This is a genomic window from Bradyrhizobium neotropicale (assembly GCF_001641695.1).
GTDB classification, from domain to species: Bacteria; Pseudomonadota; Alphaproteobacteria; order Rhizobiales; family Xanthobacteraceae; genus Bradyrhizobium; species Bradyrhizobium neotropicale.
This window is the reverse complement of the sequence record NZ_LSEF01000024.1, coordinates 108,421-121,627: the sequence shown is the minus strand read 5'-3', so window position 1 is coordinate 121,627 and position 13,207 is coordinate 108,421. Positions and strand designations below refer to the sequence as shown.

Annotated in this window: 13 protein-coding genes; 4 read left to right on the top strand and 9 right to left on the bottom strand. The window is 66.2% G+C overall.

What is annotated here, in order from left to right:
* Window positions 1–2 precede the first annotated feature (2 nt).
* Window positions 3–1,625, top strand: coding sequence for a hypothetical protein (locus AXW67_RS03770; RefSeq protein WP_063676725.1), 1,623 nt, complete (start codon window positions 3–5; stop codon window positions 1,623–1,625).
* Window positions 1,626–1,653: 28 nt separating this feature from the next.
* Here AXW67_RS03770 and AXW67_RS03765 read toward each other — a convergent pair whose 3' ends face one another.
* Both AXW67_RS03765 and AXW67_RS03760 read right to left on the bottom strand, forming a co-directional pair.
* Entirely contained in the window at window positions 1,654–2,157 is a 504-nt protein-coding gene (locus AXW67_RS03765; RefSeq protein WP_027553581.1) for a cupin domain-containing protein, read from the bottom strand.
* A 21-nt stretch (window positions 2,158–2,178) separates the two neighbouring features.
* Window positions 2,179–2,658: a carboxymuconolactone decarboxylase family protein gene (locus AXW67_RS03760; protein ID WP_063676723.1), complete on the bottom strand. Its 480-nt coding sequence runs from the start codon at window positions 2,656–2,658 to the stop codon at window positions 2,179–2,181.
* Window positions 2,659–2,711: 53 nt separating this feature from the next.
* Here AXW67_RS03760 and AXW67_RS03755 point away from each other — a divergent pair, with 53 nt between their 5' ends.
* Window positions 2,712–3,263, top strand: coding sequence for a MarR family winged helix-turn-helix transcriptional regulator (locus tag AXW67_RS03755; RefSeq protein ID WP_063676721.1), 552 nt, complete (start codon window positions 2,712–2,714; stop codon window positions 3,261–3,263).
* Window positions 3,264–3,343: 80 nt separating this feature from the next.
* Here the strand turns inward: AXW67_RS03755 and AXW67_RS40145 are convergent, their stop codons facing one another.
* Complete coding sequence (locus tag AXW67_RS40145) at window positions 3,344–3,709, bottom strand: hypothetical protein (RefSeq protein ID WP_245315402.1); 366 nt, start codon at window positions 3,707–3,709, stop codon at window positions 3,344–3,346.
* Between the two features lie 90 nt (window positions 3,710–3,799).
* Here AXW67_RS40145 and AXW67_RS03750 point away from each other — a divergent pair, with 90 nt between their 5' ends.
* The gene (locus AXW67_RS03750) at window positions 3,800–5,029 is read left to right on the top strand and encodes a lytic murein transglycosylase (RefSeq protein WP_063676720.1); all 1,230 of its coding nucleotides are present in this window, start codon (window positions 3,800–3,802) and stop codon (window positions 5,027–5,029) included.
* Window positions 5,030–5,170: 141 nt separating this feature from the next.
* On the opposite strand, the gene AXW67_RS03745 is transcribed toward AXW67_RS03750, so the two are convergent.
* The 3 genes from AXW67_RS03745 to recJ form a co-directional block, all read right to left on the bottom strand.
* Entirely contained in the window at window positions 5,171–5,962 is a 792-nt protein-coding gene (locus AXW67_RS03745; RefSeq protein WP_063676719.1) for an aldolase, read from the bottom strand.
* A 96-nt stretch (window positions 5,963–6,058) separates the two neighbouring features.
* Window positions 6,059–6,868 (bottom strand): SDR family NAD(P)-dependent oxidoreductase, encoded by an 810-nt coding sequence (locus AXW67_RS03740; RefSeq protein ID WP_063676718.1) that lies wholly within the window; start codon window positions 6,866–6,868, stop codon window positions 6,059–6,061.
* An 87-nt stretch (window positions 6,869–6,955) separates the two neighbouring features.
* On the bottom strand, window positions 6,956–8,797 hold the full coding sequence (gene recJ / locus AXW67_RS03735) for a single-stranded-DNA-specific exonuclease RecJ (protein ID WP_063676717.1): 1,842 nt from the start codon (window positions 8,795–8,797) through the stop codon (window positions 6,956–6,958).
* A gap of 279 nt (window positions 8,798–9,076) precedes the next feature.
* Between recJ and AXW67_RS03730 the strand changes: the two genes are divergently transcribed.
* Complete coding sequence (locus AXW67_RS03730; protein ID WP_063676716.1) at window positions 9,077–10,162, top strand: methyl-accepting chemotaxis protein; 1,086 nt, start codon at window positions 9,077–9,079, stop codon at window positions 10,160–10,162.
* A 253-nt stretch (window positions 10,163–10,415) separates the two neighbouring features.
* Here AXW67_RS03730 and AXW67_RS03725 read toward each other — a convergent pair whose 3' ends face one another.
* From AXW67_RS03725 to AXW67_RS03715, 3 genes are all read right to left on the bottom strand, one after another.
* A complete protein-coding gene (locus AXW67_RS03725) occupies window positions 10,416–10,811 on the bottom strand; it encodes a (R)-mandelonitrile lyase (protein WP_063676790.1) in 396 nt (131 codons plus the stop codon).
* A gap of 181 nt (window positions 10,812–10,992) precedes the next feature.
* On the bottom strand, window positions 10,993–12,192 hold the full coding sequence (locus tag AXW67_RS03720; RefSeq protein ID WP_063676714.1) for an arabinose transporter: 1,200 nt from the start codon (window positions 12,190–12,192) through the stop codon (window positions 10,993–10,995).
* A 16-nt stretch (window positions 12,193–12,208) separates the two neighbouring features.
* Window positions 12,209–13,195 carry an aldo/keto reductase gene (locus AXW67_RS03715; protein ID WP_063676712.1) on the bottom strand — a complete coding sequence of 329 codons (987 nt, stop codon included), beginning with the start codon at window positions 13,193–13,195 and terminating at the stop codon, window positions 12,209–12,211.
* Window positions 13,196–13,207 lie beyond the last annotated feature (12 nt).

Genomic DNA, 13,207 nt, shown 5'->3' with positions numbered 1-13,207 from the left:
AGGTGCCGCCGGGGGGCGAGACAGTGGTTGGGAAGTGTTTCCGCTTCGTCTCGCTGCTTCTGGCGTCGCTTTCGCTGCTGATCGCAAGTCCGCTCACCGCGGAGGAGTTCCGCAGCCCATCCCTGTCGGCCCTGCGCGTCGATTGGCGCGCAGCGCTCGACCAGCTCCGCACCGAGATCAGCAGCCGCCCCCAGATCGCAGGCGACTTCATCTTCGTGCCGCGCCGTTCGGTGCCGCGATACGATTCGCGTGCCATGCCGGCGCTGGTGCAGCTCAACGCGGTCTCCGGGCAATTCTTCACCGGGATTGCGCGCAGCTCAATTCCCGTACTGCTGCCTTTCGATGCCGCCGCCTACCGCGAGGCGCAACGTAACGCGGCCGCACCGAGCCAGTCGCTGGCGCGCTACCAGGCCGATTTCAGTCCCGTCGACATGTTCGATGCCGGCCCCGCCGGCTACAGCGCGAGCTTTTCGCTCGATCCTGGCGCCGGCGACGGCATGCCGGTACGGGTGTTCGCAAGGCCGGTCGAGGTGCAGATCACCGGTTCCGCGCTGATCTACGACGTCGCCGATCCCGCCGGCGGCAAGGGCGAGCAGGTCAAGTCGCTCACAACGCTCTATCCGGACCTGCGCAGGTTCATCCGGGAAGGCTATGTGCGCTACGCCTTCACGCGCTTCGGCGTCGCCTACGTGGTGTCGATCCAATGTCTCGACAGCATCGCGAAGCCGCGGCGGCTCGCCTGCAAGGAGGCCTATCCAGTTGCCGAACGGTTTCTGAAGGCGCTGCGCGTTGCCGGCGGCCAGCGCATGCGGCCGCTGATGGACGTGGCGTCTGACGTCGTCGATCGTCCCGCGGAGCGTTCGGCGGATTTCAGCTACCGGCCGAGCGGCGACATCATCCCAAACACGGGTTACCGCAAGCAAGGTGGCCATCCGGATGTGATGGCCTATGCGCAGATCCGCTTCCCACTGGAAAAGGCGCCCGCTGTCGTGCGTTCGCAATCCTACGGCAGGCGCGACAAGTTGGACGGCCCGACCGCCTATCCCTGGCGCGACAATTTCTGCGAGTCGCGCAGTTTCGAGGTCTGGCAATGCAACGGTGGCTATGGGCATCAAGGCGAGGATATTCGCGGCGCCGACTGCCCACCCGCCGGCGAAGGTAGCGGGCGCTGCGATCCCAAGCAGCGGGCCGTGGTCGCGGTGCGCGATGCCGTGGTGGTCCGCGGCATCAAGGACCAGGCCGCGACGCTCGAGGTCAACAGCCGCACCGAGCACATCCGCTTCCGCTACATGCACATGAACCCGCAGACCATGAACGCCGACGGCGTGCTCAACGGCCGCATGGTCACCGAGGGCGAAAAGATCGGCGTGGTCTCGAACTATCTCGATCATCCCGCCGGCACCTCGATGCACCTGCATTTCGACGTCCAGCTGTTTACCCGCGACGGATGGATCTGGGTCAGTCCCTACGTCACGCTGATCTCGTCCTACGAGCGCCTGATCGGCGCCCGCGGCCGCGAGATCGGCCCGGAGATCGCAGGCGCTTCACAGCCGGTCGCGCATGCGCTGCCGGAGGACGTGATCAAGCCGGACCTGCGCGAGGGCCTCGGCCGCGAGGAGAATTGAGGCCGCGCGCCGCTGAGGCAGCTACGGATTACTCCAAAAGCGTCGTGAGCTGTGCGCCCTCGTCGGCCACGAACACAGCGATTAATTCCGCCGGCTCCGTGCTGCTGGCGTTGGCCGACACCAGATGCGTCGAACCGGGTGGTTCGAAGAAGGACTGGCCGACGCCAAAGGTCTCGACCGGGCCGCCGCCGAGCTGGGAGCGGATCTCGCCCTTGGTGATGTAAGCGGTCACCGAGCCCGCGTGGCGATGCGGCCGGGAGAATCCGCCGGGCCCGTAGAAGACGCGCACGATGGTGACGCGCTTGCCCGGCACGTTCGGCAGCGCGTAGGACGCGATCGGCTCGACCTTGTCGAGCGGCGAGCTCTCGGCAGCCGTCGCACACAGCGGCGCGAGTACACCTGATACCGTGTCCATCGTCACCGGCAACGCCTTGCCGATCGCGAGCGCGAAGCCGAGCCCGGCAACGACGGCAAGCAACATCGACCGCGACGGCATTGGCCGCGGCGCGGCGGTCATCATCATTGTTGTCATGGCAACCTCCTCTCCTCGCGATCAGGACGCCGCTGCATTCGCCGCGGCCGGCCGCTTCGCCGGCGTCCAGCGAAAGGCCGCGCCAAACCGGTTCCAGACGTTGATCGAGGCGATCGCCGAGGTCAGATATGTCAGCTCCGTTTCAGAGAATTCGCGGGCGGCCTCCGCATAGTCCTCCTCGCTGACCCCATTCGGCAGCAAAGTCAGCGCTTCAGCCCAGGCCAGCGCCGCGCGCTCGCGTGCAGAGAAGATCGGCGCCTCCCGCCAGACCGCGACCAGGTGGAGCTTGTCCGCGGACACGCCGATGCGCTCCGAGAGGAGAACGTGATGCTGCACGCAGAAGGCACAGCCGTTGATCTGCGAAGCACGTAGCTTGACCAGCTCGAGGAGCTGCTTGTCGAGGCCGGCCTTGGCTGCGAGCTGACCGAGCGCGAGCACCAGATCATAGGCATCGGGCGCGAGCCGCTTGAAATCTTCGTACTCGCTGCGGGCATGTGGCATTTCGTTCACCTCGTGATATTATAAGAATTCTTACATTGTATGAGAGTTCTTATATGGACCGCAAGCGGGCTGACATCACGAGATCGCAACCAGGTCGAAAAGCGCGCCCCCGGCGAGAAGCGGCCGGACGGGCCGCCGATAGTCCGGTGCGCGTGCCCGCGCCCGGCGAAGGCAAGCGCGGGGAGCAAGGCTATCTCGGCTATCTTCTGCGTCAGGCCCATGCAGCCGTCCGGCTGAAGATGGAACGAACCCTCGCCGATCTCGGCGTGACGTCGCCGCAGTTCGCCGTGCTGACCATGCTCAACGCCTATCCGGGCCTGTCCGGTGCCGACGTCGCCCGCCTCACCTTCCTGACGCCGCAGACCGTCGGCGTGATCATCCGCAACCTCGAGCGCGACGGCGCGATTCTCATGACGCCGCATCCCGTCCACGGCCGCATCCAGCAATGGACGCTGACCGCGCGCGGCGCGACGCTGCTCAGGGCGTGCCGGGAACGCGTCATCGCGCTGGAGAAGCGCCTCGCAGCGGGCCTGGATTCCGAGGCGGAAACCACGATCCGGCGCTGGCTCTCCAACGTTGCAACCGAATTGCAGGACGACGATTAGGCGATGGTTGCGGCGCCTGCCGCACGGTCTGCAAAGCGACAGGCTCAAAGATTGGGATTTTGGATTGGCGCGAAACGGTCCTACCCGTCTCTCAATGCATTCCTGACCTCGCCGGCGGGCCAGGTCTCACCCGATGCAATCACCCGCACACAACTATGGTCTTCGGGATTGACCAGCACATGCGAGCTCACCCGATCGCCGTGCGGTTCGACGTGCAGCTCCGTGTCGGGTTTCCAGCTCAATGTCAGATCGAGATCACCGGGGAAGATCTGCCACCTCGATCCGTCATCGAGTTCAACGACATGACTCTCTGAGTGCGTGCGTATCTTCATCATCCTCCAAATCGTATTGATCCGGGCTGCAAGCGGCTCCAGCATCGTGGTGTCGAGGGAATGCGGCAGTGCGACACTTTGTTCCGCGGGAACAGTGAGTTGGGTCTTGCCCATTCCGTGCCGCGCGCGAGCCTGCGCGGGAACTCAACCGCACGGCCTCAGGAACCGACTCACGGCGGCCCTGTTTCCCGCTAGAATGCGCGCATGAAACAAGCTGATTCCTCGGCCAATCCCACCCGCCGCGCCCTGCTGCAATCCGCACTTGGCGCGACCGCCTTGCTCGCCTCGCCCGCGCGCACCCTTGCCGCCCCGCCCGGCTTCGACGAGTGGCGCGAAAGCTTTCGCGCGCGTGCGATGGCGAAAGGCATTTCGGCCGCGACATGGCAACGCGCGATGGCACGGGTCGAGCCCGACATGAGCGTGTTCAAGCAGATCCGCAACCAGCCGGAATTCAACGAGCAGGTCTGGCAATACATCAACCGTCGCGTTTCCGACCGGCGCATCATCAACGGCAAGATCGCGCTGAAGAACAACGAAGCGCTGTTCGCGCGCATCGAGCGCGATTTCGGCGTCGAGCGTGGCACGCTGCTGGCGCTGTGGGGCGTGGAGTCAGCCTATGGCGATCCCTTGGTGCAGCAGAACCATATGACGCCGGTATTTCCCTCGCTTGCGGCGCTCGCCTGGAACGAGCCGCGGCGCAAAGCCTATTGGGAGACCGAACTGATCAACGCTCTGCGCATCGTCGACAAAGGCTGGAGCACGCCGGAGGAGATGAACGGCTCCTGGGCCGGCGCCATGGGCCACTCGCAATGGATGCCGGAGGTCTGGCTCAATGTCGGCATCGACTATGACGGCGACGGCAAGGTGTCGCCATTCGGCAAGCCCGACGATGCGCTGGGATCGACGGCCAAATACCTGGTTAATCGCGGCAAGTGGCATCGCGGCGAGCATTGGGGCTACGAGGTGCGCGCCTCCGGCAACATGAGCGGCAACCGCACCTATGCGGCCTGGGCATCGGCCGGCATCACCCGTGCCGACGGCCAGCCGTTTCCGCAGCCGAACGCATCCGCGCAAATGTGGACGCCGGTCGCGGGTGGACCGACGTTCCTGCTCGGACCGAATTTCTATTCGGTGAAGAGCTACAATCCCTCGATGAACTATGCGCTGGCGATCTGCCATCTCGGCGACCGCTGCCTCGGCGCACCGCCCTTCATCCAGCCCTTCCCCGGCTCCGAGCGCGCGCTGACGCTCGCGGAGGTGCAGGAGATGCAGACGCGGCTGACCAAGGCGGGCTTCGATACCGGCGGCACCGACGGCCGCGTCGGCAATGACACGATGAAGGCGATCAAGGATTTTCAACAGCGCGCCGGAATCACACCGGCCGATGGTTATGGCGGGCTGAAAGTGCTGGCGAAGCTGCGGCAGGGATCGTAGGGCGCGCTCTATTGCCCGTCATTCCGCCAATCGACGCGAGCCCGGAATCCATTTTTCCACCTCGCTTGCTGCACGATGGCTTCCGGGTTCGAGGCTTCGCCTCGCCCCGGAATGACGATGTGGAGAGTGTAGCACTTCGCCCTAGTGCCGGTACTGCGGCTCTTCCGCATCGAGCTGGCGGCGGATCGCGGCGAGATGCAGACGCGCGGATTCGGAATCGCCCTCGCGCATCTGCTTGTAGGTCTCGGCCGCAATTGCGGGATCGACGGGCAGCACTTTCCGTCCCGTCGACATCGCCAGCACCTGCACCTCGGCGGCGCGCTCGAGATAATAGAGATCGTCCCAGGCCTCTGCGATGGTCGGCGCCAACACCATCACGCCGTGATGCTTCATGAAGACGATGTCGGCATCGCCGACGGCGGAGGCGATGCGCGCGCCCTCGCGGTTGTCGAGCGCGAGGCCGTTGTAGTCGCGGTCGACAGCCGTGCGGCCGTAGAATTTCAGCGCGGTCTGGCCGGCCCAGATCAAGGGGTCACCCTCGGTCATCGACAGCGCGGTGGCGTAGGGCATGTGGGTGTGGAAAGCGACCTTAGCGTGCGGCAGGCGCTTGTGCATCTCGGCATGGATGTAGAACGCGGTCGCCTCGGGCACGCCCTCGCCGTCGAGCACGTTGCCATGGAAGTCGCAGATCAGGAGCTTTGAGGCGGTGAGCTCGCGGAAGGCGTAGCCATAGGGGTTGACGAGGAAGAGATCGTCATGGCCCGGCACCACCGCGGAGAAGTGGTTGCAGATGCCCTCCTCAAAGCCGTTGCGCGCCGCCATCCGGAAGCAGGCGGCAAGATCCTCGCGCGCGGTGCGGATCGCGTCGGTGGCGAGGTCCGGCCGGTTCGAGCGATGGGGCGCGGGTGAGGAGGCGTGAAGGCTGTGCGCCATGGCGAGGGAAACCTCTTTCGATCGGAGACGCCGGCGTTCTACAGGGCCGACGCCCGCGCGTCAGCCCCTCCCGACCGCCACCCTGCCCTGCGCGGTTCACGTCCGCCGCGGCGCGCTCCCTGCGTTCATGCCGCCGTCGATGACGAGCTCGCTGCCGGTGACGTAGCGAGAGGCGTCAGAGGCCAGATACAGCACGCCGCTCGCGATATCCGCGGCCTGGCCGGCGCGACCGAGCGGCGTTGCGCCCCTGGCCCGCTCCTCGGGATCAATCGGCGCGTTCTGGCTCGCGCCGGTGGCGCCGGTCGGAATCTTGCCCCAGATCGGCGTATCGATGATGCCGGGATGCACGGAGTTGACGCGGATGCCGTCGCCCGCCCCCGCACACTCCATCGCGATGGATTTTGCGAACAGCCGCACGCCGCCCTTGGTCGCCGAATAGGCCGACAGCCCCGGCGCACCGCGCAGGCCCGCAAGCGAGGACATCATGATGATCGAGCCGCCGCCGGTCTTGCGCATCAAGGGCAGGCAGTGCTTGACCGACAGGAACACGCCATCGAGATTGATCGCGTTCTGCCTGCGCCAGTCACCGAGCGTCATGTCGACGATCGAGGGCACGGCAATGCCGATGCCGGCATTGGAGACCAGGATATCGAGCCGGCCGTAGCGCTTTGCGACCTCGGCAACGATCTCGACCCAACGCTCCTCGCTGGTGACGTCCTGCTCCAGGAAAATCGCCTTGCCGCCCGCCCTGGTGATGCGGCTCGCGAGCTCCGGCCCCCTGAGCTCGTCGATGTCAGTGATGACGACGGCCGCACCCTCACGCGCGAACAGCTCCACGATCGCTTCGCCGATGCCGGAGGCGCCGCCCGTCACCAGCGCGACCTTGCCCTCAACCTGCCCTGCCATGTTCACTCCCTTTTTTGTTGTTTGAGCGATCTATTTTTTACGCATGATCTTGTCGGAAAACCGCTTCGCACTTTTCCGGATCATGCGTTATCTAATCACGGAGGGGCCCTGATCCGGTAGCGCGACGTCGATGACGCGAAACTGCACGCGCTCGGCCCCCTGGTAGCGGTCGACCGACAGCGCACCAGCAACATGCAGCTGCTGGCCGCGGTTGGCCACCAGCGCATTGCCGAGCTTCTGGCCGACGGACCGGAATGCGATGCCGTTGACGATCGCGCCGTCGCCGGACTTGAAGCGCAGGCGCAGATGCGCCTGCCCGACCTCGTCGGCATAGACGAGCTGATGCGCCGGCAGCGCCAGCACGGCTTCCGGATTGCCGCTGCCAAAGGGTCCGGCGCGATTGAGCGTGGTCGCAAGCTCCGGCGTCACCGCGCGCGCGGACACCGCTCCGTCGATATAGAGCTCGTTGACGTGGCGCGCTTCTGCAACGTCGTGCGCCAGCGCATTTTCGAGATAGGCACGGAATTCGGCCAGCTTTTCTTTTCGCAGCGTCACGCCCGCGGCCATCGCGTGCCCGCCGCCCTTGAGCAGAATGCCGTCGGCAACCGCCTGCCGCACAGCCTTGCCGAGATCGACGCCGGCGATCGAGCGGCCCGAGCCGGTGCCGATGCCGCCGGGCTCCAGCGCGATCGCGAAGGCCGGTCGCGAAAACTTCTCCTTCAGGCGCGAGGCGACCAGCCCGACCACGCCGGGATGCCAGCCCTCGGAGGCGGTGACGATGACGCCGAGCTTGTCCTCGAACCCGATCGAGGCCAGCGCCTCGGCTTCAGCCTGAGCTTCCGCCGCCTGCTCGATGACGCGGCGCTCGTTGTTGAGGCGGTCGAGCTCGGCGGCGATCCGCGCGGCTTCGACGCTGTCGCCTTCCAGCAGCAGCCGTACGCCGAGATCGGCGCGGCCGATACGGCCGCCGGCATTGACGCGCGGTCCGAGCATGAAGCCGAGATGCCAGGCCTCCGGCGGGCCGTTGAGGCGCGCCACGTCCATCAGCGCGGTGTGGCCGACATGGTCGCGCCGCCGCATCGCGATCAGCCCCTTGGCGACGAAGGCACGGTTCAGCCCGATCAGCGGCGCCACGTCGGCGACCGTGCCGAGCGCGACGTGATGCAGCATGCCGAGCAGGTCGGGCTCGGGCATTTCACTAGTCCAGAAGCCGCGCTGGCGCAGCTCGCGATTGACGGCGACCAGCGTGACCAGCACGAGGCCAACGGCTGCGAGATGGCCGAGGCCGGAGAGATCATCGGGCCGGTTCGGATTGACCAGCGCATCGACCTCCGGAAGGTCGAACCCGCATTGATGGTGATCGATCACGACCACGGACATGCCGAGCCGCCTGGCCTCGGCCAGCGGCTCGATGCTGGTGGTGCCGCAATCGACGGTGACGAGCAGCGTCGCGCCCTTCGCGGCCAACGCACGAACAGCTTCGACGTTGGGGCCATAGCCCTCGAAGATGCGGTCGGGAATGTGGATCAGCGGGTCGAGCCCGCAATGGCGCAGGTGCCACGCCAGCAGCGCCGCCGAGGTCGCGCCGTCGACATCGTAGTCGCCGAAGATCGCGACCTTCTCGCCTTTCGCTGCGGCATCGGCGATGCGCTTGGCGGCGGCCTCCATCTCCGTCACGGTGAACGGATCGGGCAGCAGCTTGCGGATGGTCGGATCGAGGAAGTCGGCGACCGCGTCGATGTCGACGCCGCGCCCGGCCAGCACCCGCGCAAGCAGCTCCGGCAGCTGGTGGCGCTGCACGATGGCGAGCGCTCTCGCCGCCCCGCGTGCGTCCAGGCGGTCGCGCCAGAGCTTGTCAGTGAGCGAGCGCGCCACGCCAAGAAACGCCTGAGGCATTTCGACGGGCAAGGCTGTGGCGGGCGGCGTCATGATTCGAGCGTGTTCGAGCGGTCGGGTAAGAATAGCGGCGCGGGCGGCCGCCTTGGATCAGAGGATTCGTCGGCAATCCCCGGCAATTTGCAATCTCCACGCCCCAGAAAGCGGTGGATTGCCGAATTGCTGAGCGATCTGACTACCATTTGAGCAGTCACGCGGACAGCAAATTAAGTGGGCGTTAGGCGGAATCTTCGAAAAAGGCTCGTATTCGATCTGTAATTTGTTGTTCCGCGTTCGTTGCAGGTCAGACCTCATTGCCAAGGGAAATCCCCTATGTCTGCTGCGCTGGGTCTGAAGGCCAGGCCGATTGCAACCGGATCCACTGAACCCACTGATGATGATTCCGACATCTCCGCGCTGATCAACCGCCTCACCGCGGAGGTCAACCAGATCGCGGTCGACAAGACCAAGTCGATCCAACAGATCACCAACCAGATGAAGATGCTGGCGCTCAACGCGCTGATCGAGAGCTCGCGTGCCGGCGCGCAAGGCGCGGGCTTCGCGGTGGTGGCGCAGGAGGTGCGTGGCGTCGGCCAGCAGGTCGAGACCATCGCACGCGAGCTCGAGACTCAACTGACAAAACGCACCGGCGACCTCGTCGCCTCGATCGAGCGGATGAGCCAGCGCTCGCGCGGCGAGCGCATGGTCGATCTGTCGCTCAACGCCGTCGAGCTGATCGACCGCAACCTCTATGAACGCACCTGCGATGTGCGCTGGTGGGCGACCGACTCCGCCGTCGTCGATTGCGCGGCGTCGCCGAGCGCGGCCGCAGTCAGCCATGCCTCGCAGCGCCTGGGCGTGATCCTCGGCGCCTACACCGTCTATCTCGATCTCTGGCTCTGCGACCTCGAAGGTAACGTCATCGCCAACGGCCGCGCCGATCGCTTTCGCGTGGTCGGCCAGAACGTCGCCGGCACGAAGTGGTTTCGCGAGGCGCGGTCCTTGCGCTCCGGCGACGACTATGTCGCCGGCGACGTCGAGAACCAGCCGCTGCTCGGCAATGCGCAGGTCGCGACCTATTGCGCCAGCGTGCGCGCCGATGGCCAGGCCAATGGCGCGCCGATCGGCGTGCTCGCCATCCATTTCGACTGGGAGGCGCAGGCCCGCGCCATCGTGCAGGGCGTGCGCATCGGCGACAGCGACAAGGCGCGCGTCCTGCTGGTCGACTCGAACCTTCGCGTGATCGCCTCCTCCGACGGCCAGGGCATCTTGAGCGAGCGCATCTCGCTCTCGCTCAACGGCCAGCGCTCCGGCTTCTATCACGACCGCTCGGGGGCCCTCGTCGCCTTCCACGCCACGCCCGGCTACGAGACCTATCGCGGGCTCGGCTGGTACGGGGTGATCGTCTGCGGGCCGTGAGGCCCGACGCGGCCGATGCGGAAAATCGGCCGGTTCGCGGGCTCGACCAAAAATCTGAAAAACAACCCCATGCAAAGTAGCGCGGGGCTGTTGGTGCGACCTATTGCGCCGATCCAACCCGTTTGACATGTCGGGCAAAACAGGCGCAACCTGCGAATATCGGGCGGTTCGCCACCCCAGCCCCCAAGCGAACCTTCGTCCCCGATCGCGGCAGCCTCAGCGTCCGTGACGCTGCACGTCGCACACTCATCCATCACTTCCTATACTGCTCGTCACTGACCTTCTCCATCCAGTCCACGGTCTTGCCGCCGGCCGATTCCTGGATGGCGATGTGCGTCATGGCGGTGGTCGAGGAGGCGCCGTGCCAATGCTTCAGGCCCGGAGGAAACCACACGATGTCGCCGGGCCGGATCTCCTCGACCGGGCCGCCGTCGCGCTGCACCCAGCCGAGCCCTGCGGTGACGATGAGCGTCTGGCCGAGCGGATGCGTGTGCCAGGCCGTTCGGGCGCCCGGCTCAAACGTCACCTGGGCGGCATTCGCGCGCGCCGGCTCCGTCGCCTGAAACAGCGGATCGATGCGGACCGCGCCGGTGAACCAATCTTCCGGGCCCTTCTGCGAGGGTCGCGACCCGTTTCTCTTGATGTCGATGTCCATATCACGCTCCTTCACTGGTTCCAATTTTTGCGCATGCGTCCGGCTGATCCCGATCGACACGGCAGCGCCGGCGGCGACGAGCACGTGCCTGCGTGTGATCGTCATGTCCGCGGCTCCCGGCGCGCCGCGGCGGTGGCGATGACAGAGAACGAACACGAGGTCGCTTCGATCCGCCTCATTGCGCATTTCCCTCCATCGCGGCCGGATGCGCCATCAGCCACGCTGCGACGAGCGCGGCGCAGAGCACGGTCATGCTGCTTGCGAGAAATACGACATTCAGCCTTGCTCCGGTTGCGATCAATCCCAGCGCGGGACTCGCCAGTCCCTGCGCCAGATCGAGAAAGGCGGTGTAGGCGCCCATGGCGAGGCCGCGACTTTGCGCCGACACGCGGCGCACCGCTTCGACCCCGAAGCCGGGATAGACCAGCGAGAAGCCGAAGCCGGTGAGCGCGGCGCCGGCGAGGGCCATCTCGGGACGCGTGGCCAACCAGATCAGCGCCTGGCCGGCGGCTTCGATCAGGGCGCAAGAGAGCGCGACCTTTGCCCCGCCGATCGCATCGGCGACGTGGCTGAAGAACAGCCGGGCCAGAATGAAAGCCGTGGCGTAAGCCGTGTAGGCGAGCCATCCGCCCGCCCATCCGCGGTTCGCGAACAGCAAGGCAACGAACGTGGTGACCGCGCCGAAGCCGACGCTGCCCAGCGCCGAGCCGAGACCCGGGACCCAGACGGCACCGGCCACATCGGCGAACGAGACACGGGACTGCTGCACCGGAGCGACATTGCGCAGGGGCGCAACCAGCAGCAGTGTCGCGAGCGGCGCCGCTGATGTGGCGAATGCGACGGCCGCAAAACCGTAGGCCGAATAGAGCGCCGAGCCGGCCGGCGCGCCGATCGCGAAGGCGGCGAACATCGCCGAACCGACCCAGGCGATCACCTTGCCGGTGCTCCCCCGATCGACCAGCGCGAGGCCCCAACTCACCGCCGATGTGATGACAAAACTCTCCGCAGCGCCGAGCAGCCCTCGCCCGAGCAGGAGAACGGCGACCGAGGCCAGTGGAGCGCCACTGAGTCCGAGCGACAGCAAATAGAGCAGCCCTGAGGTCGCGGCTGCCAGCAGTCCGACGACGACGCCGCGTTTCGCGCCCCGCCTGTCGGAATAGTGGCCGGCCCACGGCCGCGAGATCAGCGAGGCCGCGAACTGGCTGCCCGCGACGAGGCCGACCACGAACGTGCCGAGCCCCAGACCATCGTGTACGTGAAGCGGCAGAACGGGCAGCGCGAAGCCGATGACGAGAAAGGCGACGAACACCACCGCCATGATCGGCAGCAGCGTTAGAGCCGCCGACCTCTCCTCGTTCCCCGCGATCGCCGACATTGATGGGCCGCTGGCGCTACCAGGCATAGGCAACCGGCGCCTCGCCGCCCGGACCGGGCCAGATCTTGTCGAGCTTCGCCATCGTCTCCCGCGAAAGGATCAAAGACGCCGACTTCAGATTCTGGCTGAGCTGCTCCACCGTCCGGGGGCCGCTGATTGCCGCGGTGACGATGGGGTTGTGGAGCACCCAGGCGAGCGCCACGTCGGAGGGCGCCTCGCCCAGTTCGTCGCAGAGCGCTTCATAAGCTTCGAGCTGCGGCCGCAGCTTGTCGATCCGCATCTGGAGCACAGGCGAGGCCCGCCGTCCTCCCGCGATCTTGCGCAATACGCCGCCCAACAGCCCCATTCCGATCGGGCTCCAGGGAATGAGGCCGACACCGAAATGACGCAGCGCCGGGATCACCTCCAGCTCGATGGTGCGCTGAGCTAGATTGTAGAGGCTCTGCTCGGAGGCGAGGCCGAGCTGGTTGCGCGCTGCGGCCGCGCACTGTGCGGTGGCGATATCCCAGCCCGCGAAGTTGCTGCTGCCGACATAGGTGACCTTGCCCTCGCGGATAAGCTGCTCCATGGCCTGCCAGATCTCCTCCCAGGGCGTCGCCCGATCGATGTGGTGCATCTGATAGAGATCGATGTGATCCGTCTGCAGCCGGCGCAGGCTGGCGTCGCAGGCGCGGCGGATGTGATAGGCGGAGAGCCGGCGATCGTTCGGTCCGGTCTCCATCGGCTGGTACACCTTGGTCGCCAGCACGATCTTCTCGCGCCGGCCGCCCTGCGCGAGCCAGCGACCGATGATCTCCTCGGAGATGCCGAAACCTTTCTCCATGTCGGGCGATTGCGGACCGCCATAGACATCCGCCGTATCGAAGAAACTGATGCCAGCCTCCAGCGCTTCGTCCATGATTGCGAAGCTGGTCGCCTCGTCGGTGAGCTCGCCGAAGTTCATGGTGCCCAGCGCAAGCCGGCTCACCTTCAGGCCAGTCCGGCCGAGATGCGTGTAGTCCATTGAGATGGCTCC